Origin of the sequence: Cohnella candidum, from assembly GCF_003713065.1 — a bacterium.
Classification (GTDB): domain Bacteria; phylum Bacillota; class Bacilli; order Paenibacillales; family Paenibacillaceae; genus Cohnella; species Cohnella candidum.
Genome location: NZ_CP033433.1, coordinates 575,322 through 600,243 on the forward strand (window position 1 = coordinate 575,322; position 24,922 = coordinate 600,243).

At 57.2% G+C, this 24,922-nt stretch carries 17 protein-coding genes and 1 pseudogene; 12 read left to right on the forward strand and 6 right to left on the reverse strand.

Features of this window, described 5'->3' with window-relative positions:
* Positions 1-72: 72 nt before the first annotated feature.
* A pseudogene (locus EAV92_RS02640) lies at positions 73-1,206 on the reverse strand (amino acid permease); the annotation flags it as partial.
* A 50-nt stretch (positions 1,207-1,256) separates the two neighbouring features.
* On the reverse strand, positions 1,257-1,415 hold the full coding sequence (locus EAV92_RS25100; protein WP_123043529.1) for an AraC family transcriptional regulator: 159 nt from the start codon (positions 1,413-1,415) through the stop codon (positions 1,257-1,259).
* Between the two features lie 90 nt (positions 1,416-1,505).
* On the opposite strand from EAV92_RS25100, the gene EAV92_RS02650 reads away from it, so the two are divergent.
* The 8 genes from EAV92_RS02650 (at position 1,506) to EAV92_RS02685 (ending at position 13,972) form a co-directional block, all read left to right on the forward strand.
* Positions 1,506-3,581: a beta-galactosidase gene (locus EAV92_RS02650; protein ID WP_420888800.1), complete on the forward strand. Its 2,076-nt coding sequence runs from the start codon at positions 1,506-1,508 to the stop codon at positions 3,579-3,581.
* Positions 3,578-4,474 carry an AraC family transcriptional regulator gene (locus EAV92_RS02655; RefSeq protein WP_420888819.1) on the forward strand — a complete coding sequence of 299 codons (897 nt, stop codon included), beginning with the start codon at positions 3,578-3,580 and terminating at the stop codon, positions 4,472-4,474. The genes EAV92_RS02650 and EAV92_RS02655 overlap by 4 nt, the downstream gene beginning before the upstream one ends.
* A 144-nt stretch (positions 4,475-4,618) precedes the next feature.
* Positions 4,619-6,121: an alpha-glucosidase/alpha-galactosidase gene (melA, locus tag EAV92_RS02660; protein WP_123039644.1), complete on the forward strand. Its 1,503-nt coding sequence runs from the start codon at positions 4,619-4,621 to the stop codon at positions 6,119-6,121.
* Between the two features lie 115 nt (positions 6,122-6,236).
* The gene (locus EAV92_RS02665; RefSeq protein ID WP_123039645.1) at positions 6,237-7,280 is read left to right on the forward strand and encodes a LacI family DNA-binding transcriptional regulator; all 1,044 of its coding nucleotides are present in this window, start codon (positions 6,237-6,239) and stop codon (positions 7,278-7,280) included.
* 285 nt (positions 7,281-7,565) lie between these two features.
* Positions 7,566-10,382 (forward strand): beta-galactosidase, encoded by a 2,817-nt coding sequence (locus EAV92_RS02670; protein WP_123039646.1) that lies wholly within the window; start codon positions 7,566-7,568, stop codon positions 10,380-10,382.
* Positions 10,383-10,485: 103 nt separating this feature from the next.
* A complete protein-coding gene (locus EAV92_RS02675; RefSeq protein WP_123043530.1) occupies positions 10,486-11,361 on the forward strand; it encodes an ABC transporter permease in 876 nt (291 codons plus the stop codon).
* Positions 11,362-11,380: 19 nt separating this feature from the next.
* A complete protein-coding gene (locus EAV92_RS02680; RefSeq protein ID WP_123039647.1) occupies positions 11,381-12,289 on the forward strand; it encodes a carbohydrate ABC transporter permease in 909 nt (302 codons plus the stop codon).
* A gap of 72 nt (positions 12,290-12,361) precedes the next feature.
* Positions 12,362-13,972: an ABC transporter substrate-binding protein gene (locus EAV92_RS02685; protein WP_338134392.1), complete on the forward strand. Its 1,611-nt coding sequence runs from the start codon at positions 12,362-12,364 to the stop codon at positions 13,970-13,972.
* A gap of 84 nt (positions 13,973-14,056) precedes the next feature.
* Here EAV92_RS02685 and EAV92_RS02690 read toward each other — a convergent pair whose 3' ends face one another.
* Positions 14,057-15,145 carry a GntR family transcriptional regulator gene (locus tag EAV92_RS02690; protein ID WP_123039648.1) on the reverse strand — a complete coding sequence of 363 codons (1,089 nt, stop codon included), beginning with the start codon at positions 15,143-15,145 and terminating at the stop codon, positions 14,057-14,059.
* A gap of 210 nt (positions 15,146-15,355) precedes the next feature.
* On the opposite strand from EAV92_RS02690, the gene EAV92_RS02695 reads away from it, so the two are divergent.
* Genes EAV92_RS02695 through araA form a run of 3 tightly spaced genes read left to right on the forward strand, consistent with a single transcriptional unit; the run spans position 15,356 to position 19,141 of the window.
* Entirely contained in the window at positions 15,356-16,975 is a 1,620-nt protein-coding gene (locus EAV92_RS02695) for a xylulokinase (protein ID WP_123043532.1), read from the forward strand.
* Positions 16,976-16,977: 2 nt separating this feature from the next.
* Positions 16,978-17,673 carry an L-ribulose-5-phosphate 4-epimerase gene (locus EAV92_RS02700; RefSeq protein ID WP_123039649.1) on the forward strand — a complete coding sequence of 232 codons (696 nt, stop codon included), beginning with the start codon at positions 16,978-16,980 and terminating at the stop codon, positions 17,671-17,673.
* Positions 17,674-17,716: 43 nt separating this feature from the next.
* Complete coding sequence (gene araA / locus EAV92_RS02705; protein ID WP_123039650.1) at positions 17,717-19,141, forward strand: L-arabinose isomerase; 1,425 nt, start codon at positions 17,717-17,719, stop codon at positions 19,139-19,141.
* Positions 19,142-19,193: 52 nt separating this feature from the next.
* Here araA and EAV92_RS02710 read toward each other — a convergent pair whose 3' ends face one another.
* Genes EAV92_RS02710 through EAV92_RS02720 form a run of 3 tightly spaced genes read right to left on the reverse strand, consistent with a single transcriptional unit; the run spans position 19,194 to position 23,584 of the window.
* Positions 19,194-20,180 carry a sugar ABC transporter substrate-binding protein gene (locus tag EAV92_RS02710; protein ID WP_123039651.1) on the reverse strand — a complete coding sequence of 329 codons (987 nt, stop codon included), beginning with the start codon at positions 20,178-20,180 and terminating at the stop codon, positions 19,194-19,196.
* Entirely contained in the window at positions 20,158-21,759 is a 1,602-nt protein-coding gene (locus EAV92_RS02715) for a response regulator transcription factor (RefSeq protein WP_123039652.1), read from the reverse strand. Before EAV92_RS02715 ends, EAV92_RS02710 begins: the two co-directional genes overlap by 23 nt.
* Positions 21,760-21,772: 13 nt before the next feature.
* On the reverse strand, positions 21,773-23,584 hold the full coding sequence (locus EAV92_RS02720; RefSeq protein WP_123039653.1) for a cache domain-containing sensor histidine kinase: 1,812 nt from the start codon (positions 23,582-23,584) through the stop codon (positions 21,773-21,775).
* 265 nt (positions 23,585-23,849) lie between these two features.
* On the opposite strand from EAV92_RS02720, the gene EAV92_RS02725 reads away from it, so the two are divergent.
* Positions 23,850-24,914 (forward strand): ABC transporter substrate-binding protein, encoded by a 1,065-nt coding sequence (locus EAV92_RS02725; protein ID WP_164472612.1) that lies wholly within the window; start codon positions 23,850-23,852, stop codon positions 24,912-24,914.
* Positions 24,915-24,922 lie beyond the last annotated feature (8 nt).

Sequence of the window (24,922 nt, forward strand, 5' to 3'; positions counted from 1 at the left end):
GAGCGCGACCCCAATCCAACGTTTGATCTGCCCCCATCTCGTAAGCTCCAGGATTTTGCCCGCGGACATCAGGATGAACAGCCAGTTGAACAGCAGCATCAAACCGGCCGCCGTCGTGAAATATTCGTAGACGGTGCCCGGCATGGCGAAAGAAAACACGATCGAAGCGGCCATTCCGGCCGTCGTTAAACCGAGTGCCCGCAAAGGCCTCCGGCCATTTTTCTTGCCTAACGCGCGCGGCGCGTCGCCATCTTTGGCGAGCGTCACCATGATATTCGTGATGGCGAACAGCGAGGCGATCATCGTCGAGAAGCCCGCTAAAATGAATACGCCGTTAAACACGTGAGGCACGAACGGCAGGCGGAAATTCGCCAGCGACGCAACATAAGGGCTTTTTTTGGCCGGGAGCGCGCCCCATGGCATTAACCATGCCGCGAGTCCCAGCGACGCCAAGTAAATGACGGTTAGGACGGAAAGCATGACGCGGCCGGCTTTCGGCGCTTCTTCGGGACGGCGCAGGCGCATCGCCATCAAACCCATCACTTCGATTCCGCCGAAGGAATAGAAGGCGTAGATGAGCGAAGACCACCATCCCGTGAAGCCGCCCGGAAACGGCGGAGTGAAAGCCTGCCCCGGCGACGGAACGGGCTTTTTGGCATCCAGCCATCCGATTAAGGCGGAAGTGGCCAATCCGAGGAACAGCAGGATGGCCATGATTTTCAGGGCGGCCATGACATGCTCCACCCGCTCGAAACCTTTCGTGCCGGAGAATACGACGGCGAGACCGAGCACCGCGTAACCGGCCGCGAAAATCCATAGCGGGACTTGCGGGAACCAATAACGGCTGAACAACGACAACGCGGTCATTTGGCTGCCCGAGATAAGGATTTCCGCCGACCAATAGACCCAGCCGCTGGAGAACCCCGCCCAAGGCCCGAACGCTTTTTTGGCATACGAACGGAACGACCCTTCGACCGGCTCCTTGGCCGTCATTCGCGAAAGGGCGTCGAAGACGATATAGGTGGCCGCGGCCGCCCACAGGAAAGACAGCAAAATCGATGGTCCCGTCAAACGGACGCCGATGCCCGATCCGAGGAAGTAGCCGGTGCCGATCGTACAGGCGACCCCGAGCAGGGACAACTGCCACCATTTCATGGTTTTGTCATGATCCGCAGTGTTTTCGTGCGTTGAAGATGTTTTTGCCATGCGACTAACATGAATCCGCGCGGCGGATTTTATGCGCCCCGAAAAGGACTTTACCCGCACAAATCCCGGAACTGCTGCGGCGTCATCCCGTTCATGCGATGGAACAAGTTGATGAAATAGCTGCTTTGGGTAAAGCCCGACTCATAAGCGATCTGCTTCCATACGAAATGAACCCACCGTACGTGATATTGTTCGCAAGAAGCTATTATTTACACTCGATATAATCATTATAAAATGAAAGAGACGAGATGTTTAGACGCAATATTTTATCATGAATATCGACGGGGAGGATGCGGGGCGTGGCAAAAACGTTGAAGGAAAAGACCGTCCGTCTGGGCGCGTGCTATTACCCGGAGCAATGGGATGAGACGTTGTGGGAGGATGATTTCCGCCGCATGCGGGAGCTCGGCTTCTCGATCATCCGCGTGGCCGAATTCGCTTGGGCGTATATGGAGCCGGAGGAAGGAATGTTCCGGTTCGATCTATTCGACCGGGCGCTGGATGCCGCTCACCGGCACGGCCTCCAGGTTATTCTGGGCACGCCGACCGCCACGCCGCCGGCATGGCTGACGCACCGCTATGCGGAAACGCTGAACGCCACTTTGGAAGGTATTCCTTACCGGCATGGCATGCGGAGGCATTACAATTACAACAGTCCGGTCTATCGGCAGCTTTGCGCCCGGATCACCAGGGAAATGGCCGAGCACTTCAAGGACCATCCGGCCGTCGTGGGCTGGCAAATCGACAACGAGCTGAACTGCGAAGTCAACGTCTTCTATTCGGATGCGGACCATGCCGCGTTCCGCGGGTGGCTGGAGCGGAAATACGACACCCTGGATGCTCTCAATAAAGCTTGGGGTACCGTGTTCTGGAGCCAAACGTATACCGCGTGGGAGCAAGTCCATCTATCCAGGCCGACACCCGCCAACTCCCCCAACCCGCATCAGGCACTGGACGAGAAGCGGTTCATTTCGGACAGCGCGATCGAGTTCGCCCGCATCCAAGCGGATATTTTGCGGGAAGTCGTCGGGGAACGGCACTGGGTGACGACGAACGGCTTGTTCGGCCATCTCGATAGTCATCGGCTCACAGACGAGCTGCTGGATTTCATTTCTTATGACTCCTATCCGCAGTTCTCATCGATTTATCCGGACGAGGGACCGGATCCTTTGCTGGATCGAAAATGGAGCTGGAATTTGAGCGGCGTCCGTTCCATTTCCCCGAATTTTTGCGTGATGGAACAGCAGTCCGGACCGGGAGGATGGGTGAACCGGATCTCGATGGCTTCGCCGCGACCCGGTCAAATGCGGCTCTGGACGTATCAATCGATCGCTCATGGCGCCGATATGGTCCTTTATTTCCGTTGGCGCACGGCAACGTTCGGATCCGAAATCTATTGGCACGGCATCAATGATTATCACAACCGGCCGAACCGCCGCGTCCGTGAGGCCGCGCGCGTTGGCGAAGAACTCGCCCGGGTGGGCGAGAAGCTCGCGCAAAGCCGTTACGAAGCGGACGTCGCGATCGTCGGCGACTATGACAACGTTTGGGACGGGGAGTTCGACGAGTGGCATGGCCCGCTGACCGCCAAAAGCGTGAGTGCCTGGATTAAAACGCTGCAGCGGGAACATATCGCGGCCGATTCGCTCACGCTGACGGGGGAAACCGCGCTGGACGAGTTGCGGCGTTACCGCGTGCTGGTGTATCCGCATCCGGCCATCCTGACGGAGGCTGCCGCGACGCTTCTCCGTTCGTACGCGGAGGCCGGCGGCACCGTATTGTTCGGCGCACGTACCGGCTACAAGAACGAATTCGGACATACCCGCATGATGCCGTTCCCCGGGCTTGCCGCTTCCTTGTGCGGCGTGACGGTCGAGGATTTCACGCTCATTAAAGGAACCGTGCCGGCACCCTCGCTTCATTGGATTGGCGAGGAGTCTTCCTCTGCCGACACTCTTAAGGCCGACGGTTTCAACGATATCTTGAGCGTAGAGTCGGACGGCGTAAAAGTGATCGCCGAATACGCTTCCGATTATTACGCGGGCAAACCCGCCTTGACCGTGAACTCGGTGGGCCAAGGGCGCGTTTACTATTACGGCGCCGCCTTCAACGAAGCCGTCGTGCGCAAGCTTCTGCCGGAGCTGGGCCTGCGGACAACGGCGGCAGACGTCATTGACGCGCCTGCTGAAGTTGAGATCGCCGTCCGCCGTCATCCGGAGAGCGGTGAAGCCTTTATTTTCGCGCTTAATTATTCGAGAGAACCGGTAACGTTGCACTTGAAACGCAGCGTTGTCGATTTGCTGAGCGGAAACTCCCTGGAAGGGAATGTCGTGCTCGAGCCTTACGGAGTGTTGGTGTTGAACGAATGTCCATGACCGCTAGAAAGCTCGGCGGATTGTTTCCCGTAGACGCGGAGCAGGAAGCGGGAACGGAGATCCAGCCCCACGTTTACGCCTATTATTTCAAACAATGGCGGGATTTCCGAATGCCGGAGCCGCATCGCCACGAGTCGACGGAAATCATGTTCGTCATGAGCGGAACGTGCCGCGTCGAAGTGCTGGACAGTGCAGTCGAGCTCAAGAAAGGCGAGTTTATCGTGATCGGGTTCAATGTGCCCCACCGGCTGATAGTGGAAAACTCTTGCCGAATGCTGAACCTGGAGTTCGGCTTTCGGCCGGGAAACCTGGGGACGCTGTCGTTTCGACAACTGCGGGCGGGTGAACCCGAGCTTGAGGATTTGCTGGCGGAGCCGGCCCCTTATTTGGTGCTTCGGGATCCGGACGACGTCTACCATTCGCTCAAAAGCCTCGTCCTCGAGCTCGACGCTCACGGTACGCAGGGGAGCGGTTTGTCCCACGTTTTGTTCGCGCAACTGCTGATTCGGATCGCGAGACTGCGGGAAGAACAAGCCGCCGATCAAGGCCGGCCGGAGGACCGGTATGTCCGCCAGAGTCTAGATTTTTTGTCGCAAAACTACGACCGCGATATCCGCGTGACGGATGTGGCATCGGCGGTCAACCTGCATCCAGGGTACTTGCAGCGCATCTTCAAATCCGCCACGGGGCGGACGCTGATCGACGCGTTGACGGACATCCGCATGGAGAAAGCCAAAATGCTGCTGAAACAAACGAACATCCCCGTGACCGAAATTTACGATTACGTAGGGATCCGGAGCCGCCAGTATTTTCACGCCGTGTTCAAGAAGCATACGAACCGGACGCCGCTCGAATACAGGCAATCGGAGGGCGTGCAGCTTTGGGGCTATTGAGGTGAAAACGCATAAAAAAGTGAGGATTTCTGACAGTAGGCGGCCCATCGGGTTTCGTTTTCGATAACGTTGCTTTCGCTTCTCTTGCTAGAATGGGGGTGTAACCGAAGAGTTCGGTCCATCGCCATGGAGGAGGAGATCGGAGTGTCTTTCAAAATCGCGTTCATCGGAGCAGGCAGCATCGGATTTACCCGCGGACTGCTGCGGGACTTGCTTAGCGTACCGGAAATCAGCGGAATCGAAGTGGCTTTTACGGACATCAGCGAGCATAATCTTCAAATGGTCACGGAACTATGCCGGCGGGATATCCGCGAGAACGGCCTGGCCGTTCCGGTCACAGCCACGACGGATCGCAGGGAGGCGCTTCGCGGAGCTAAGTACGTGATCTGCACGATCCGGGTGGGCGGACTGGAAGCTTTCGCGACCGATGTCGACATTCCGCTGAAATACGGAGTCGACCAGTGCGTAGGCGATACGCTTTGCGCCGGCGGGATCATGTATGGCCAGCGCGGAATCGCGGCGATGCTGGACATTTGCAAGGATATTCGGGAGGTCGCGGCTCCGGATGCGCTGCTGCTCAATTACGCGAATCCGATGGCGATGCTGACATGGGCTTGCAACAAATACGGGGGCGTCCGCACCGTAGGTCTCTGCCACGGCGTGCAGCACGGTCATGAGCAAATCGCGGAAGCGTACGGCCTTCCGAAAGAGGAAGTCGACATCGTCTGCGCGGGGATCAATCATCAGACCTGGTATATTCAGATCCGGCACAAGGGCAAGGATCTCACGGGCGGCTTGCTGGAAGCGTTCGAGAAGCATCCGGATTTCAGCCGGACGGAGAAGGTGCGGATCGACATGCTCCGCCGGTTCGGGTACTACAGCACCGAGTCGAACGGACACTTGAGCGAGTACGTCCCCTGGTATCGCAAACGCCCGGATGAGATTCAAGATTGGATCGACTTGGGAAGCTGGATCAACGGGGAAACGGGGGGCTACCTCCGCGTCTGCACGGAAGGCCGCAACTGGTTTGAGACCGATTTTCCGAATTGGATGAAGGACCCGGCGCTGAAATACGCATCGGAAGAGCGCAGCCGCGAGCACGGCTCGTATATCATCGAAGGCCTGGAAACCGGAAGGGCCTACCGAGGCCATTTCAACGTCGTCAACAAGGGGGTCATCTCCAACTTGCCGGACGACGCGGTCATCGAGGCCCCGGGCTATGTGGATCGAAACGGCATCTCCATGCCGCTTGTAGGGGAACTCCCATTGGGACCTGCCGCAGTGTGCAATGTCAGCATTTCCGTTCAACGGTTGGCGGTGGAAGCCGCGGTTCACGGCGACGACCGTCTGCTGCGCCAGGCTTTCATGATGGATCCGTTGGTCGGGGCGGTGTGCAATCCGAACGAAATTTGGCAAATGGTCGATGAAATGCTGGTCGCCGGGGAACGATGGCTGCCTCAATACGGAGAAGCCATCGCGGCCGCGAAGAAGAGATTGGCGGAAGGGCCGCGCGTCGCGACACGGGAGGGTTATCGAGGCGCCGCGCGTTTGCACGTCAAGACGATGGACGAGATGAAGCAGGACCGGGACGCCGCGAACAAAAACGCCGGCGCGTCCGACAAAGGACAAGATCGAGCGTTTGCATAATAGCGGGAAACCCCTGTCGGCCGGCAGGGGTTTTCGTTTTCCGCAGTTTCCAAGGGTCGCCAATTTTGCTATGCTTGGGGTGATCCACGGATGAACAGCGGAAAAGGTGAGCCATTTGAAAACGGTTACGGTCTATGATATCGCAAAGGAAGCCAACGTGTCCGTGGCGACCGTCTCCAGGGTGCTGAACAACACGGCCCCCGTCAAGAAGGAAACGAGAGACCGCATTACGGAGCTGATCAACAAGTACCAGTTCCAGCCGAACGCCCTCGCCAGAAGCTTGAGCAAGAAAGAAACCGGCATGATCGGCATCATCCTCCCCGACATCACGAATCCTTTTTTTCCCGAAGTGTTATCCGGATTCGACCGGGAAGCCCGAGACAACGGTTACACCTATTTTCTGTGCGATACGGTCTCCGCGAACGGCGACATGGCGGACCAGTACGGTCGGGAATCCCAGTATTTGAGCGCGCTGAGCGAGAAACAAGTGGACGGAATCGTCATGCTCGGAGGGAGAGTGGATCTGGCCAAACCGAGGGAAGAGCTGACGTCGGAAGTGCTGGAGATCGGCAAACGGGTGCCCGTTCTGCTAATTAACGGAGACTTGCCCGGAACGTCGCTTCACCGGGTGTGCATCGATGAACGCCTCGGCGCCGAGCTCGCAACCAGGCACTTGATTGAGCTGGGACACCGGGACATCGCGATCGTTGGAGGCTACCCCCATATGAGGAATACGATCCAGCGCACGGCGGGCGCGGTCAAAACGATGCAGCAGTACGGGCTCAAGGTGCGCAAAGAGTGGGTGCTTGGCGACGGATTTTCCGTGGAGAGCGGGGTAGGGTTCATTCGGCAGCTGCTCGAGCAGCGGGAACGTCCGACCGCCGTCTTCTGCATGAACGACCTGGTCGCGATCGGCGTGATGAAGGGCGCGTACAAAGCGGGATTAAGCGTTCCTGGCGATCTCTCGATCGTGGGATACGACGACATTCCGTTCGCCTCGGCGAGTACGCCGGAGCTGACGACCGTTTCGCTCAAGGCGAATGAACTCGGCCGCACGGCCGCGCAGATCCTGCACCAGTTGATCAGCAAGGAGAAAGTGCGCAAGACGTCGATCCTCCAGCCCGAATTAGTCGTTCGCGAAACGACGGCGCCCCGTTGATACGCAGACCGCGCAAGAAATCACAACTTTTGAACAAATAATTCCACCAGATTTTGAATGGTTGATATTGACAGTGATGCACCAATATCATTAAACTGTATTTGAAAGCACTTACAAAACGCATTTATGAAACCCGTTTCATTCATCCGACCTCATGGCTGCCGACTTCCCTGGGCTTCTCAAGATAGAGGAATGGAGAAATGGGTCTCTATTTGCCGATTTGTGAAACGGGTTTCATGAAACGGGTTTCATTATTCATTCCGCAGACCGGAAGGAGCTTATACGATGAACGGAAGCGTGCATACGGAACCCGCCGTCCGTTTCACCCGCAACGCGGTGCGCATTAACGGGGAATCCGTTGTCCTGCTCTGCGCCTCGCTTTTTTATTTCCGGATCCCGCGCGAGTCGTGGCGGGAGAGAATGGATCAGGTCAAAAGCATGGGTTACAACGGCATCGACGTTTATTTCCCGTGGAATTTCCACGAGAAGCGGGAAGGGGAATGGGATTTTACCGGTGACAGGGATGCGGAGGAGTTCCTTCGTCTCGCAGCGGAAGCGGGTTTATGGGTGGTTGCCCGGCCCGGTCCCTATATCTGCTCCGAGTGGGACGGCGGCGCCCTTCCCGCTTACCTTCTCACGAAGCCGGGCATCCGGCTCAGGGATAACGATCCGCTGTTTCTTCAGTACGTGGCCGAATGGTATGGCCGGATCCTGTCCATCATCGGGCGCCACGAGTTGAATGGAGGCGGCTGCGTCGTATGCGTGCAGCTGGACAACGAGCTTGATTTTTACGGTTGCGCCGATCCTCAAGGATACATGGAACGGCTGAGAGATCTGGCTGCGGCAAACGGCATCTCGGTTCCCTTGATCGCATGCGCCGGCCAAGGAGGGTTACTCGAAGCTTCGGGATTCGCGGAAGGCGTTATGCCGACCTGCAACTTCTACCCGAACGACCGCGATCCGGAGTTCGAACGCAAGGTGCTCCATTACCGGAATGTTTTGGCCGACAAGGATTTCCCGCTTCTCGTGACGGAGACGAACCGAAGCCACTTTCTGCTCCGCAGGCTGCTTTCCGGCGGCGCGAAGCTGCTCGGTCCTTATCTGCAAGTTTCGGGCACGGACTTCGGATTCACGAACGCGACGAACAATTGGGGCAAACCGCTCGCCTTTATGACTTCCGATTACGATTTCGGCGGCATGATTTCCCCGGAAGGCCATCTGCGCGAGGAAGCGTATGAAGGCCGGCTGCTCGGCAGGCTGATCCGAGCATACGGTACATCGCTCGCGGAAGCCGTGCCGGAATCGCTGGAGGCGTGGTCTTTAAAAGACAACGGCGGCAAGGAAGACGGTCTGTTCGGCCCGTTTGCCTTGCGGTTGGGCAGCGGGGGCGGCAGCCTGATTTTCCTGACGAACGGTACCGACGCCGCGAAGGAAGCCGTGCTGCAAGAAGCGAACGGCAGCACCATTCCCCGGCAGGGTACGATCAAGCTGGCCGCCGGCCGATCGCTTGCGCTGCCGGCGAATCTTGCGCTCTCGACGTGGAATTTGCCGGGCAGCCTGGCGTATTCCACCGCGGAACTTTACCACGCCGAGCAGTTGGCAGCCGGTACGTTGCTTGCGTTCCATACGGATGACGCGCCGGGCGAAATCGTGCTCGACTTCCCGCAAACGGCTCAAATCGCGACCGATGGCGGCGTATCGGCCGACAGGCTGGGAGAAAGGCTCCTTATCACGTTTAACGGCAAAGACCCAGGGAGATGCGTGTTGACCACGGAAGATGAACGAGCTTTGACGATCGTGATTACCGATCGAATGGCAGCCCTTTATCTTGAAGCGGTGTCCCCGTCGGGTTCTATGGTCTTGGCCGAACCGAAGACGGGCGGCGTCTATGCCGATACCGGATTGACGGTGGATTGGACATTATCGATCAGCGACCCAGCCGTAACGCCCACGGAGGCGACAGCCGTCTCCAGCGGGCAAGCTCGTGCCGAGCACCTGGAAAACTTGGGGGTGTATCGAGGATTCTCCTGGTACGGAGCGACCGTTCGCCTGCCGGAACACAAACGGCTTCAAGGCTTCCTCGTCCGCCAAGCCGGCGACGTCGTGTCGCTATATGCCGGAGGACGATACGCCGGAACCGTCGTGCCGGGAGGCGGGAGCACCTTCTTGCCTCACGAGACTCGCACCGAGGAAATCCTGCCGCTGCAGGCGCGGGTGGAGATCTGGGGGCACACGAATTTCGACGACCTCCGGCTTCCTGGTTTGAGGCTTAACGCCTTAAAAGGGTTAACCGGCATCACGGCCGTCACCGACGTCAAGGAGATCACCTCCAACTGGCGAGTGTGCCGGGCCAAGGACGACTCGTTCGCCATTCCGGAGGAGAATGCGGATGATGGGGAATGGCCGGTCGTGGGCTTCGGCGGATGGCTGTCGTCCGACCATCCCGCTTACGAGATATACCGCCGTGAATTCGAAGTCTCCGCGGAAGCCGACTCGTGGACGGTCCATTTCGAGGGCCTTCAAGCGCTGGCGAAACTCAGCGTGAATGGACGTGTACCGGTCGAAATACATCCGTTCGATCCTTACGTCGATCTCACGCCTTACGTCGTACCCGGCGACACCCTAGCGTTTACCGTTTTCCTGCAGAAAGTGTTGGGCTTGCCGACCGGACGCGTTCGAGTATACGAAGGCTTCGAGGCCGGCGATTACACCGTCCGAGCCGGAGAGGAACCGGAGCTGCAGGCTCACGCGAAAGCGGCCAAGCAAAGCGGCCACATCCAACAGTTGCCGATCCAACTCGAGCCGGGAGCGACCGCTTGGCTGTCCGGCGCCGTCGCCAACTCGGCTGCCAACAACGGATGGCGCGTGAAAGTTGAGGGCAGCGGACTGAAATTGACCGTCTTCTTCGCCGACAGGGTCGTCGGGCGGCTGTGGCTGCCGGGCGGCGCCGCGAGGCCGGTCATGACCGGCGGAAGTCCCGACTCGTTCTACCTCCCGGGTCCTTGGTTCGACGACGCCCGGCAAGAGTTATCGATTCTGCTGGAAGCGGTGGACGCCGAATCGCCGGGCCGGTTGGTTTCTCTGGACTTTATCCCTGTCTGAGGAGGTGTTACCCGTGGAGATCGTAACCGAGCGATTGCCTGCGACGAAGCCGAAAACGACGCTTGCCGCCAAAACGAAGCAGCTATGGAACGACAGGACTTTAATGCTCATGTGCTTGCCCGCCATCGTGTTTTTCCTGGTCATGTCTTACTTGCCGATGCCGGGCCTCTACCTTGCGTTCGTGAATTTCAACTACTCCGACGGCATGTTCCGCAGCCCTTTCGTCGGCATGGACAATTTCGAATTCCTCATCCATTCCGGTACGCTCTGGCGGCTTACCTTCAACACGATCGCCTACAACCTCGCCTTCATCGTTTTCGGCAACGGGCTGCAGATCCTGATCGCCATCCTGCTGAACGAGCTGCGGACGAGATGGTTCAAGAAGTTCACGCAGTCGCTCATGTTTTTGCCTTATTTCATTTCCTTCGTGCTCGTCGGACTGATCGCCTATAACATCCTGAGCTACGAATACGGATTGCTCAACAGCGTCCTGAAGTCGCTCGGCGCCGACCCGATCCAGACCTACTCCAATCCGAAAATTTGGCCGTTCATCATTCTCGTCACTTTCTTGTGGCAGTCGACGGGTTATGGCTCCGTGGTGTATTTCGCGGCGATCATGGGCCTCGACTCGGAAATCCTCGAAGCGGCGGAAATCGACGGCGCGAACGCCCTGCAGCGCATCCGCTACATCGTGCTGCCTTGGCTGAAACCGACGTTCATCATCCTGCTGCTGTTCTCGCTCGGCGGCATTTTGCGCGGCAATTTCGGGCTGTTCTACAACCTCGTCGGCGCGAACAACTCGGCGCTGTTCAATTCGACGGACATTATCGAGACGTTCGTTTTCCGCTCGCTGATGAACAACTTCAACTTCCCGCTCGGAAGCGCCGTCAGCCTGTATCAGTCGGTATTCGGCTTCTTCATCGTGGTGACCGCCAACTGGCTCGTCAAGAAAATGTCTCCGGAAAATACGCTGTTCTAGTCGGAAGGAGGGAGGGCTTATGGCATCCACGACGGCCCGCCGCCGAGGGAACGATTTCACGTCCGCGGCGGTACGCGGATTCGGCTACGCGCTGATCGGCCTGTTCGCGCTTTTCTGCGTGCTTCCGTTTTTTCTGGTCCTGGGAACCTCGTTCACGGCGGAGAAGACGATCACCTTGCACGGCTACAATTTATGGCCCCGTGATTTCAGCACGTTCGCGTACAAAATCGTGTTCGAAAATCCGGATCTTATCGTCGGGTCCTATGCCGTCACGGTCTGCATCACGATCGTCGGTACGGCGATTGGACTGTTCATCGTCGCGATGACCGGCTACGCGCTGCAACGTCCGGACTTTCGGTCACGCAACGCCATCTCGTTTTTCATCTACTTCACCACCCTGTTCCAGGGAGGCGTCGTCCCGTTCTACATCATCATGACCCAATGGTTCCAACTCAAGGATAACTACCTGTCCGTCCTGTTGCCCGGCTTGATGACGCCTTTTCTCATCATCATGATGAAAAGCTTCGTCAAATCCATTCCGCACGCCATTACCGAATCCGCCAAAATGGACGGCGCCGGCGACTTCCGCATCTTCATGAGCCTGATCCTCCCCATGACCACGCCCGCGCTGGCCACGATCGGATTGTTCATCGCGATCGGCTACTGGAACGAATGGTACAACGCCATGCTGTTCCTTTCTCCCAACATGAGCTACAGACCTTTGCAGCTTTTCTTGTACAACGTGGTGACGAGCGCCGACTTCGTCCGGAACTCCTCGGTCGCTTCGAACATCCAGCCCCGCGACATGCCGCTCGAATCGATGAAAATGGCGACGGCGGTCGTCGCGACGGGTCCCGTCATTTTGTTCTACCCGCTCGTTCAACGGTTTTTCATTCAAGGGATTACGGTCGGTGCGGTCAAAGGCTGAACGGTTGTCGCAGGCAGGGCAGGCCTTGTCTGTTCAATACAACAATATTTTCGAAAAAGGGGAGGCAAAGGTGTGAAGAATTTATCGTTTCGCAAAATGTTGGGCGGGGTCTTGGCGGCCGTGCTCGCACTCAGCCTTGCGGCTTGCTCGGGCAGCAAAAATTCGGCCGATTCGACGGACAAAGGCAGCGACGGAGGCAAAGCGTCCGCTTCGGGATCCGCGTCCACGGACAACGGGGCGATCGACACCTCGAAGTTCGTCACCGTCTCGTACGTCATGCTAGGCAACAAGCCGACGAACGGCCAGTTCGAGAAGGTCATGGAGAAAGTCAATGCGCTTCTCAAACAGAAAGCGAATGCGAACCTGGAAATCAAATGGGTGGAATGGGCGGATTGGCAGACGAAATACAACTTGCTGCTCGCTTCCGGCGAATCGCTCGATCTGATCACGACCGCCACGGACTGGCTCGACGCATGGCCGAACGCGCAGAAGGGCGCCTTCATGGCGCTGGACGACTTGCTGCCGAAGTATGCGCCGCTCACTTGGCAAGAGGTGCCGCAGGAAGATTGGGCGGAAACCAAATACAAAAACCAGATCATGATGATCCCGGAAGATCATTACACGCAATGGGTCAACCATGGATTCATTTACCGCGGCGACTGGGCGAAGGAACTCGGCATTACGTCGCCGATCAAGGACTTCGAGACGCTGGGCCAATACTTCCAGGGCATCAAGGATAAGAAACCGGGCGTCATTCCGTGGGATTCGGAAGGGACCAACCTGGAGATGTTCGACGGTTACGTGAATTCCTACAGCGATGCGATCTCCCTGCCGGTCAGCACCGGGCCGATCGGTATCTTCTATGCTCCGTCCTACGACCAGAAGTTCACGGCCGGCAGCCCGGTGTTCGAAGACACCTTCCTGAACTTCGCGAAGCTGATGAAGGAGTGGGGAGACAAAAGCTACTGGCGCCAAGACGTGCTCAGCTACAAAGGCGACGCCAAAACCGCGCTGGAAGCAGGCAAGTCCGGAGGCGTCGAGCATCACACGCAAACCTTCCTGGGTGAAAGGTACAAGATGGACCAACTGCAGCCGGGCTCCGAATTGCAATTTTTCCCGTGGTCGGCGACAAGGAACAATCTCGTCTCGATGTCCATCACGCACGGCGCGACCGCGCTCGGAGCGCACAGCAAAAATCCGGAACGCGCTCTGATGGTGTATGATCTGCTTCGCCAGGATCCGGAAATTTACAAATTGTTCAACTATGGCATCGAAGGCGTGCAGTACGTGGTGAAAGACGGCAAGCGTTACCGCCCGGACGGATACGATGTCCAGAAGGATGACTTCTATTCGGACTTCTGGGGAGGCCGAATCGACAAGAACGAGATTCCGGACGGCACGTTGTGGGACGGCTACAAGGATTTGTACGCCTCCTACGACCAAATCAAAAAGCCTTATCCGTACGGCCGGTTCGTCTTCGACAAAAACCCGGTCAACAACGAACTGACGGCCATCACGCAGGTGGTCAGCCAATCGCTTCCTGCCATCGTGTTCGGCAAAGCCGGCGATCCCGAGAAAGCGGTGAACGATTTCCGGAACCAGCTGAAGTCCGCGGGCTACGATAAAGTGGTGGCGGAGCTGCAGAAGCAGCTGGATGCGTACAAACAGCAAATCGGAGGGTAAGCAACGGAACCGAAAGTATAATTAAAATGCCGGAGGCCTCCATCCCGCTAAGATGGAGGCCTCGCCTTTTCAAACTTGCCGTACCTATTCCTCAATCGTTTTTACGGTTTCTCCTTCTATTAAAACGGGTTCGTAATAGGTGGTGGCGGGCAAGTCTTTTTTGCCTTGTAAGCTTTTGATGACCCAATCCGCCGCGTCGCGCCCCATTTGTTCTTGGGGGTGCGTCAGCGTCGTGAGCTTGATGTTCGCGTTTTTGGCGATATACGAGTTGTCCTGGCCGATGACGGATAGCTCGTCCGGAATGGAAATCCCCAGTTTTCTGCAGACGTTTACGACTTCCAAGCCGACCTCGTCGTTGTAACACACCAGCGCGGTCAATTCGTCCCGGTAACCGACCAGAAACTCTTCCAAATCGGCAGACAGATCCGGCTTCGTGTCCGTATCGAAAGAAAGCACGTGTTCGGGGCGGAACCGTAATTTGGCTTCCCCAAGCGCTTTAATATAGCCTTTCATTCTATATTTCCCCTGCAAATCATCCATTTTGGCGACAATCCCGATCCGGCGATGTCCTTTCGCGATCAGTTCCCGCGCTGCGAGGTAGCTGGACTGCACGTCGTCCAGACAGAAGAACGGAACCTCCAGCTCTTCATAGTAGGCATTGATCATCGTGAACGGAACCTCTTGCTCCTTAAACGACAGGTAGTAAGCGATGTTGGGGTTGTATACGTTGCTTCGGGTCGGCTCGACGATCAGTCCGTCCACGCCGTAGGAGAGCATCATCTCGAGCGCCTTTTTTTCCTGCGCGATATCGTTATTCGTACTCGCTAACAGCAAGGAATAATTATCTTCGTTTAACCGGCTTTCGATTCCCCGGATGATGGAGGGGAAAATGTAATCCGAAATATAAGTCGTGATGACGCCGATCGTCCTTTTCATGGCTTTCCCGCCCGACCTGGAGCGATATTGGCCGCTGACGTAAGTGCCGGATCCCTTCTCGCTTCGGAGAAACCCCTCGTTCGATAACTCCAGAATCGCCTTCCGCACCGTCTGCCGGCTGACGTCGTAGTTTTCCTGCAAAGCGGACTCCGTCGGAATTTGATCGCCGGTTTTGTACGTTCCCGACAGGATATGGCTCTTAATATCATCGATGATGACCTGATACTTCGGCTTCACGCCATCCACTACTTTCGTTGTCGTTTAAAGAGTTGTACGTACATATTCTAACATGAAACGTTCGTAACGCAAATGTAACGTTTGTTTTATGTAGGTATAACTATTATGTACGATTGACAAATGTACGTACAAATAAATATACTTAGGCTGTCAGTAAGGGAAAGCGCCTTCTTTGAATGGGAAGCAAGCAGGGAGGAGCCATAGGTGCGCATGAATGATGACGTAAATTTGAAAGAAGCGATCTTGAACGGAGACACTTCGCTGGGCATTGAGTTCGGTTCTACGCGGATCAAAGCGGTGCTGATCGATCGTCGTTTCGAGACCCTCGCATCGGGAAGCTACGAGTGGGAAAACCAGCTGAAAGACGGATATTGGACGTACGACCAGGTGGACATCATTACCGGTCTTCAAACCGCCTATCTCGAATTGAAGCGGGAAGTGGAACGGAATTACGGAATCACCCTCCGGACCGTGGGCTCGATCGGGTTTTCGGCCATGATGCACGGTTATTTGGCATTCGACAGCTGGGGTGAGCTGCTGGTGCCTTTCCGAACGTGGCGCAATGCCACGACCGGCGCGGCGGCAAGGGAATTGACGGACTTATTCCAATTCAATATTCCAGAGCGTTGGAGTATTGCACACTTGTATCAAGCGATTCTAAACCAAGAGGAACACGTGCCTCGCATTCAATTCGTGACCACGCTGTCCGGATACATTCACTGGCTGCTGACCGGCCATAAAGCGATCGGCATCGGCGACGCTTCCGGCATGTTCCCGATTGAGGAAGCCAGCCGCAATTATCACCCCTTGATGGTCAAGCAATTCAATGAGCGGATCGCGGCCAACGGTTACCCGTGGCAACTGGAGGATATCCTTCCCAAGGTTTATCTCTCCGGTGAGAGCGCCGGCGAATTGACGGCAGCGGGAGCCGGCATTCTGGACCCGGCCGGGGATCTGCAGCCCGGCATTCCGCTGTGTCCTCCGGAAGGAGATGCCGGGACGGGCATGGTGGCGACGAACAGCGTGAGGAAGCGTACGGGCAACGTCTCCGTAGGCACTTCCGTTTTCGCGATGATCGTTTTAGAGAAAGAGCTTTCCAAGGTCTATCCGGAGATCGATCTGGTGACGACGCCGAACGGCAGTCCGGTCGGCATGGCGCATGCCAACAACTGTTCCAGCGATCTCAATGCCTGGATGGGATTGTTCCGCGAATTTTCCGAGGCGATGGGATACGCCGCGGATTCCGGGAAATTGTTCGGCGTGTTGTTGAACAAGGCGTTGGAAGCCGACCCGGACGGCGGCGGATTGCTCAGCTATGGTTATCTCTCGGGCGAGAACATTACGGGATTGGAGCAAGGCCGGCCGTTGTTCGTTCGCTCGCCCGAAAGCAACTTCAATCTGGCCAATTTCATGCGAACGCACCTATTCGCCGCTTTCGGCGCGTTGAAGCTCGGCATGGACATTTTGACCGGCAGCGAACAGGTGGCCATCGACAGCATCATGGCGCATGGCGGCCTCTTTAAGACTCCCGTCGTCGGGCAAAAAATGCTGGCCGCCGCGCTGAACGTCCCGATCTCGGTGATGTCCACGGCCGGCGAAGGCGGAGCATGGGGCATGGCGCTCCTGGCCTCTTACATGGTCAACAAGGATCAAGAAGAAAGCTTGGAAGACTTCCTCGAACGGAAGGTCTTCCGTGATGCCGAAGGACAGCAGATGGCTCCGGATCCGGCGGACGTCCAAGGGTTTGAAGCCTTCATCGATCGCTACCGAGCGGGGCTCGCCATCGAACAGGCTGCCGTGGACCATTTGCTGGAGAACGGGAGGGGCTAACGTTGTTAGAACGACTGAAAGAAGAGGTTTATCAAGCCAATTTGGATTTGCCGAAGCACGGACTCGTGAAATTCACTTGGGGCAATGCGAGCGCCATCGATCGGGAAAGCGGTTTGTTCGTGATCAAGCCGAGCGGAGTCAGCTACGAAAAGATGAAGCCGAGCGACATGGTGGTTGTCGATCTCGACGGCCAAGTGGTGGAGGGAACGTTCAGGCCTTCTTCCGATACCGCGACTCACGCCGTATTGTACAAACATTTTCCGAAAATCGGCGGCATCGTGCACACTCATTCCACTTGGGCTACCATTTGGGCGCAAGCGGGGCTGGATGTTCCCGTCATGGGTACGACGCATGCGGACACTTTCTACGGTGCCGTCCCTTGTGCCCGGTTCTTGAACCAAGAGGAGATCGACCGCGGGTACGAAGCGGAAACGGGCCGTGTCATCATCGAAACGTTCGAGCAACGCGGACTGGATGTGATGGCAATTCCGGCCGTCCTGCTTCAAGGGCATGCGCCATTCACTTGGGGGAAAAACGTGAACAAGGCGGTTGAGCACAGCGTCGTGCTGGAAGAGGTTTGCAAAATGAATTTGTACGCGCGGCAACTCAACCATTTTGCCAAAGAACTGCCGCAAGGCATTCTGGATAAACACTATCTCCGGAAACACGGGAAAGACGCCTACTACGGGCAAAAGTAACGGACTTATCCATCATTAAATACGAGAAAAGAGGATGATCGGGATGTCGGCAACAGCAGCGAAACAGTTTTGGTTCGTCGTAGGTTCTCAGCATCTGTATGGGGAAGAAGCGCTGGCGGAAGTGAAAGCTCACGCCCAGACGATGACGGATGCCTTGAATAACAGCGGCGTGCTGCCTTATCCGCTTGTTCTGCAGGATTTGGCGGTCAGCGCGGATAAAATCACGAGCATCATGAAAGAAGTCAACTATCGCGACGAGGTGGCGGGCGTCATCACGTGGATGCATACGTTCTCTCCGGCGAAAATGTGGATTCGCGGTACGAAGTTGCTGCAGAAGCCGCTGCTTCACCTGGCTACCCAGTACAATGAAAGCATTCCTTGGGCCACGATCGACATGGACTTCATGAACCTGAACCAAGCCGCTCACGGCGACCGCGAATACGGCTTCATCAATGCCCGTCTGAAGAAACAAAATAAAATCGTCGTCGGCTATTGGGAACGTCCGGAAGTGCAGCAGCAAATTGCGGAGTGGATGGACGTTGCGGTTGCTTACAATGAAAGCTTCAACATCAAAGTCGCCCGTTTCGGCGACAACATGCGCAACGTCGGCGTAACGGAAGGCGACAAGGTCGAGGCGCAAATTCAATTCGGCTGGACCGTCGACTACTACGGCATCGGAGATCTCGTTCAATACGTCAATGCCGTTAAGGAACAGGAAATCGATGAGTTGATGGGTCAATATGCGGAGCTGTACGAATTTGATTATGGAACGCGTAGCAAAGAGTCTTGGGAAGCCAGCGTCAGAGTCCAAGCCGGCTATGAGATCGCCCTTAAACGCTTCTTGGACGAGAGAGGGTATAACGCGTTTACTTCGAACTTCGAAGATTTGCATGGGATGAAGCAGCTTCCCGGGCTGGCCGTCCAACGTCTGATGGCCCAAGGCTACGGCTTCGCCGGCGAGGGCGACTGGAAGACGGCCGCTCTCGACCGCCTGCTGAAAGTGATGAGCCGCAATCAAAACACGGGCTTCATGGAAGATTACACTTACGAGATGGCGGCCGGCCAGGAAGCCATCCTGCAATCCCACATGCTCGAAGTGGATCCGTCCTTGGCAAGCAACAAACCGAAAATCGTCGTTTCCCCGCTCGGAATCGGCGGTCGCGAAGATCCGGCGCGCCTGGTATTCGACGGCAAAGCCGGCGAGGGCGTCGTCGTATCCATGGCGGACTTCGGCACTCATTACAAGCTGCTGATCAACGAGGTTTCCGCCTTCGAGCCGACGGTTTCGGCTCCCAAGCTTCCCGTAGCCCGCGTCCTGTGGAAAGTGAAGCCGAACTTCCAAGACGGAGTGAAGGCCTGGATCGAGAACGGCGGCGGCCACCATACCGTCGTTTCCCTGAACCTGACGACAGATCAAATCGTCACCTACGCGAAGCTGGTGAACTTGGAGTACGTCGTCATTAAGTAATCCAGACTCAAGCGAGAAAAAAACCGTATTCCGGAAAATGGAGGTTTCCATTTTACCGGGATACGGTTTCTTTATTGACCTCCGACAAGCCCGTATCCTCAATAGGCGGTACCGGTTTTCCTTGGGCGGCGTCCATCAGCCTTTGCACGAGGTGCCGGCTCATCTCGGCTTCGTTCAGCGAGACCGCGGCGGTAATTTGGCCGTTGGACAACGCTTCCCGGATCTCGTCCGTCAGGCCGAACGTGAAGGAGTATCGGTTTAGCCCCTGTGCTTTCCACACCAGCACCGATTGGGGTCCGGAGACGACATCGAGGCTCGCGAACGCGTCGAAATGCGGATGCTCGTCGATCATTTGCTCGAGGTCGGACAGAGCTTTGGCGTCGCTGCCTTCATTGTAGCGGACCTCCAGCACCTGGATGTCCGTGTTGGCGTTCAAGTAGGACAGCAAGCCGTCCAACCGAAGCTTCAGACTCTGCATCCGCCCCATGCCGGTCTCCACGAGAACCATGCCGCGGCCTTGCAGCTGCTTGTCGAGCAGCTGACCCAGCCGGATGCCGGCCTGCCGCTGATCGGTACCGACATAACCGAGCCGCTTGCTGCCGGGGGAGTCGGATTCGAAGCAGATGACCGGAATGCCGTTCTCGACGGCTTTGTTAATCACGGGGACGAGCGCGTCGGAATCAACCGGATCGATCGCGATGGCGTTCACCCGCTGCTTGATCATCGTCTCCATCATGCGGATCTGCTGCTCCAGGTTGGCTTCGTCCGGCGCTTTGACCACGAGTTTGACGCCGAGCGGTTCGGCCTCTTTCTCCGCGTACTCCGTCATCAACTCGTAGTAAGGATGGGTAATCGGATAAATGATGCCGAACGTCAGCTGCGGCTTCCCGGTCTTCGTTGGCGCGGGCGGGGATGCGGCGGCCGACGAATCGTTTCCGGTTTCGGATCCGCTGCAGGCGCTCAAGGCCGCGATAGCCAGGAGGGCCAGAAGAGCCAGCAGAAAGCCCGAGGCTCTTCTAGGCCGAACGGTCGTCGTCATCGTCCGAAGCTCCTTCCGGTCCGGCGCTTTCTTTGCCTTGCCGGCGGTATTCCCGCGGGCTGAGGCCGGTCGTTTTTTTGAACAGGTTCGAAAAATAGTGGGCATCCCCGTAACCGACCGAGTAGGCGATCTCATAGGTCCGGTCGTTCGTCGTCTGCAGCAGCTCCATGGCTTTCCGGATCCGGGTCTGGGTCAGGCATTCGATGAACGTCTGACCGGTTTCCTGGCTGAACACCTTGCTCAGGTGGCTGGGGCTCACGCAAACATGCTCCGCCGCGTGCTGAAGGGACAAACCGTCGTCGCCGTAACGCTCGCGGATGAATTCCTTCACTTTGGCGATCATGTCCCCGTACTTGCCGGACGATTCCGAACGCCACTCCCAGAAAGCGTCGGCCAGCGCGCGGAGGTAGGCCGCGCACGTCTCCCAGCTGCGGATCTCCTTGATCTGCCGCTGCAGGTCGTCCAGCGCGCGGTGGGGATCCTCCGCGAGGCGGAGCGTCCGTTTGGCTTCCTGCAGCGTTTCCAGCGTCAAATCGTTCAGCGCGTAGTAACCGTACAGGGAAGCATTCCAGTCCATACCGCGCAGCGCTTCGGCGAAGTCACGGATGAAACGGTCCGCGTCTGCCGGCGTGCCGATTTTCAGGAATTCGAGGTACCGGGGGCGGTCGAGAAACGGGATCTCCCGCTCGTCTCCGATCGTTTCCCATAACGCGTGTTTGTTCTGCCGGGCAAGCCTCCGCAGGCTGCGGTCCTCCTCGGCTTTGAGGAAGGAGGCGTGAATGCCTTGAAGCCGATCCTGAACGCTTCCCGTTCCGATCGCAACCGAGCAGGGAAGAGAACGCTCCAGTTCCGGCAGCGTCTCCCGGTGCAGCTTCTCCAACAAGGCCGAAATTTCCTCAGGAGAATTTCCGCGCAAGATCCATACTTCTTCCGTGCGGCTTCTCGAATACCGCCACATGTCTCCGTAACCGACAGCTCGCTCTTCCAGCGCATATTGGGCGGCATGCAGGGCGGCCTCGTCGGGGGAGGAGCCGTTGTCCGGGCACCGCAAATCCCAGACGACCGCGGCATAATGGGAAGCGGACAGCGGAAGCGACAACGCTTGCGCGGCTTCCCGGGCCTCCGTCTCCGCGATCAGTCCTCCGCACAGGTCGCCGAGCAGCTTCTCGCGGGTAAACGCAGGCTTGCGCTTCTCCCGCCGTTCCCGGTCGATTTTCCGGCCGACGGTATGCAGTAAAGCCACGAGGTCGGCCGAACTGATCGGCTTTAGGAAATATTCCTCCACCCCGATTCGGAGGGCGGTACGGGCGTAGCTGAATTCGTCGTGTCCGCTGAGGATGATGATCTTGGTGTCCGGCAAGCGCTGGCGGACGATCGAGCTCAGTTCGATCCCGTCCATGAACGGCATTTTGATGTCCGTGATGAGAATGTCCGGCCGCCATTCGTCGATCATCGGCAGCGCCATCTCGCCGTCCGACGCGTCGCCGCAATAGATGAAGCCTTCCTTTTCCCAATCGATGCAGGCACGGATGTTTTCCCGAATGACGATTTCGTCGTCGACGAGCATCACTTTTTTCATTTTCTGTGCCCCCTTATTTCTTCGGTATCCGAACGGACACGCGGGTTCCTTCGCCTTCCCGGCTCTCGATCTCCACGCCGTAACGCTCTCCGAAATATAGCCGTATCCGCTGGTGGACGTTATGGAGCCCGAACCCGCCTCCCGTTTCCCCGGCTTCCTCCGCTTGATCCCGGGATCTGTCCAAGCTCGCCCGAAGCTCCGCCAGCTTCGCTTCGTTCATGCCGATGCCGTTGTCCTCGACCGAGAGGACGATGTCCTGCCCGTTTTCCGTATGGCCCGTCACCCGGATCAGCCCCTTGCCGCGTTTGTTCTTAATGCCGTGGTACAAGGCGTTTTCTACGAGCGGCTGCAGCGTCATGCCGAGAATGGCGTAGGCTTGCAGCTCGGGTTCGACCGATATCTCGTAGTCGAGAATGTCCCGGTACCGGATCTGCTGGATAATCAGATAGCTGCGGACGTGTTCGATTTCCGACTTGATGGAAATCCAGTCCCGGCCCTTGTTCAAGCTGACCCGGAAGAAACGGGAGAACGCCTGCACGATTTGGATGACCTGTTCGTTTTTGCCGGCTTCGGCCATCCAGACGATGGAATCGAGCGTATTGTACAGAAAATGGGGATTGATCTGCGCCTGCAGCGTCCGAAGCTCGGCTTTCTGGATCAACTCCTGCTCCTTGATGCTTTGGTCGAGCAGTCCTTTGATTTTCTCCAGCATGATGTTGAAGCTGCTGCCGAGATCCGCGATCTCGTCCTTGCCGGCGGGCTTCACCTTGGCGTCCAGATAGCCGGAAGCGGCTTGCCGCATTTTGTTTTTGAGCAGCTGAATCGGGCGGGTCAGGCGCGAAGTGATGAAGAAATAGAGCGTGATCGTGAACGCGATGCTCAGCGCGACGCTGGCGAAAATGAGCTGGCGGATTTTGTTGGCGTCCTCCACGATCTCCTGCAGCGGCGCGTTACCGACGATTTTCCAGCCGGTGAAGCGCGAAGTCGAGTAGACGACGAACCGGGGCTTGCCTTCCGTTTCTTGAACGAAGCTGTCGCGCTCTTGGCCCAGCCGGCCCGCCGTCAGCAGCGCGAGCGCGGAAGGGGAGTAGGGCTTGCCGCTGCCGCTTAGCTTGCTCGGCGTGAAGATGACGTTCCCCGCCTGATCCGTGACATAGAAGTATCCCGTCTTCCCGATCGTCACCTCGTTGGTGAACTTTTCGACGATGGAATCGTCCAGGTCGATGACGATGAAGCCGATGACCTCGTGCGTGATGCGCTGTTTAATCGTGGCCATGATCGAAATGACGCTGGTGCCCGGATACGTGAAGCCGTCCAGCCGGTCGAGCTCGGAGCCGTCCGAAGGCGGGACGTTCAGCACCCGATCCGGATTGTCCATCAAGGTTTGGAAATGGGGATTCCGAAGCGGGTTGTGGTCCAGCTGGAACACGCCCTTGCGCTCGCTGATCCCTTTGCCGTACAGGTTGATCATCGTCATGTTCAGGACGCTTTGATAGCCGTAGATTTCGCGGTACAGGCCGAAGGTTCTCAGGATTTCCTTGGCGTCCTCGTAAGTCCCGCTTTGGGAGAAGAGAAAATGGAGCACCTGCGGGTTTTTCTCCAGCTCGAGGAGCTTGCCCGTGTCCTGGAACAGCACGTCGATATCGCGCGCCATCTGGTCGGCGACGAGCAAAGTCGAGGCTTTGCTGTGGCCGGAAATCGTATCGAACGATTTCTGGTAGGAAATCATCCCGACCGTGATCAGGGGGATGAAGGTGAGCACGACGAACAGCGTCAGCAGCTTGGCTCTTAAACTGGAGGAGATCATGCGTACGGGATTCGTCATGCGTTTGTTCCCTCTCAGGGCTTCTCGAGAATCGTTCTTCGTCACTACTATAGCAAAATAACGCGCGCGGGAGGGCAAGATTTGAAAGCGTAATCAAATAATCCAACATCCGAACAAAAAATTACACGATCCGCCCCGCTCGTCCGGGAAGAACCCCAAAAAAACGCAAGAAACGCGCATGTTCCTCCGTATAACCGGAACCCGGCGCCGTCCTATAATGGGGGCACGCCACACGATGGTGAATCGAAGGGGAGGCAATGTTTTCATGAAGAGAGTCGGAAAATTAAGCGTTTTGGCCGTTCTGGCGCTGATGATGGTCATCGTCGCGGCATGCGGCAAGAAGAATGAGGCAAGCTCCTCGCCGAGCGCGAGCCAAGCGGCTGCTCCGGCCAGCGAATCCGCCAAGCCGAGCGATTCGGCGCAGCCTAGCGAATCGGCCAAGCCGGCCGACAAGAAAGTCGTCCTGGGCTTCGCGCAGGTAGGCGCCGAGAGCGGCTGGCGCACGGCGAACACGAAGTCGATCCAGGAGTCCGCGGCTTCCGCCGGATTCGACCTCAAATTCTCCGACGCGCAGCAGAAGCAAGAGAACCAAATCAAAGCGATCCGCTCTTATATCCAGCAGAAAGTCGACGTCATCGCGTTCTCGCCGGTCGTCGAGTCGGGCTGGGATACGGTTCTTAAGGAAGCCAAAGACGCGGGCATCCCGGTCATCCTGACCGACCGCGCGGTGGATTCCAAGGACACTTCGCTTTATAAGACGTTCATCGGCTCCGACTTCGTCGAAGAAGGCCGCAAAGCCGGCCAGTGGCTGGTCGACCAGGAGAAGGACGCGACGAAAGACATCAACATCGTCGAGCTGCAAGGCACGACGGGTTCCGCTCCGGCGAACGACCGGATGGCCGGCTTCAAAGAAGTGATCGCGTCGAATCCGCACCTGAAGATCATCGCTTCGCAAACCGGCGACTTTACGCGGGCCAAAGGCAAGGAAGTCATGCAAGCGTTCCTGAAAGCGCACAAGGACATCGACGTGCTGTACGCGCACAACGACGACATGGCTCTCGGCGCGATCCAAGCGATCGAAGCGGCCGGCCTGAAGCCGGGCGTGGACATCAAGATCATTTCCGTCGACGGCGTGCATGACGGCATGCAAGCGGCAAGCGAAGGCAAAATCAACTTCATCGTCGAGTGCAACCCGCTTCTCGGGCCGCAATTGATGGAAGCCGTGAACAACGTCCTGGCCGGTAAAGAAATCCCGCAGCGGATCGTGACCAAAGAAGGCACGTTCACGTCCGACCAAGCGAAGGAAGCCCTTCCGAGCCGCCAATATTAAAAGAGTAT

Excerpts from the sequence above, each read along its gene's own strand:
- EAV92_RS02675 (WP_123043530.1), top strand. The coding sequence starts at position 10,486 with ATGCTCATGTGCTTGCCCGCCATCGTGTTTTTCCTGGTCATGTCTTAC.
- EAV92_RS02670 (WP_123039646.1), top strand. The coding sequence starts at position 7,566 with ATGAACGGAAGCGTGCATACGGAACCCGCCGTCCGTTTCACCCGCAAC.
- EAV92_RS02680 (WP_123039647.1), top strand. The coding sequence starts at position 11,381 with ATGGCATCCACGACGGCCCGCCGCCGAGGGAACGATTTCACGTCCGCG.
- EAV92_RS02715 (WP_123039652.1), bottom strand. The coding sequence starts at position 21,759 with ATGAAAAAAGTGATGCTCGTCGACGACGAAATCGTCATTCGGGAAAAC.
- EAV92_RS02695 (WP_123043532.1), top strand. The coding sequence starts at position 15,356 with ATGAATGATGACGTAAATTTGAAAGAAGCGATCTTGAACGGAGACACT.
- EAV92_RS02725 (WP_164472612.1), top strand. The coding sequence starts at position 23,850 with ATGAAGAGAGTCGGAAAATTAAGCGTTTTGGCCGTTCTGGCGCTGATG.
- EAV92_RS02710 (WP_123039651.1), bottom strand. The coding sequence starts at position 20,180 with ATGACGACGACCGTTCGGCCTAGAAGAGCCTCGGGCTTTCTGCTGGCT.
- araA (WP_123039650.1), top strand. The coding sequence starts at position 17,717 with ATGTCGGCAACAGCAGCGAAACAGTTTTGGTTCGTCGTAGGTTCTCAG.
- EAV92_RS02720 (WP_123039653.1), bottom strand. The coding sequence starts at position 23,584 with ATGACGAATCCCGTACGCATGATCTCCTCCAGTTTAAGAGCCAAGCTG.
- EAV92_RS02655 (WP_420888819.1), top strand. The coding sequence starts at position 3,578 with ATGACCGCTAGAAAGCTCGGCGGATTGTTTCCCGTAGACGCGGAGCAG.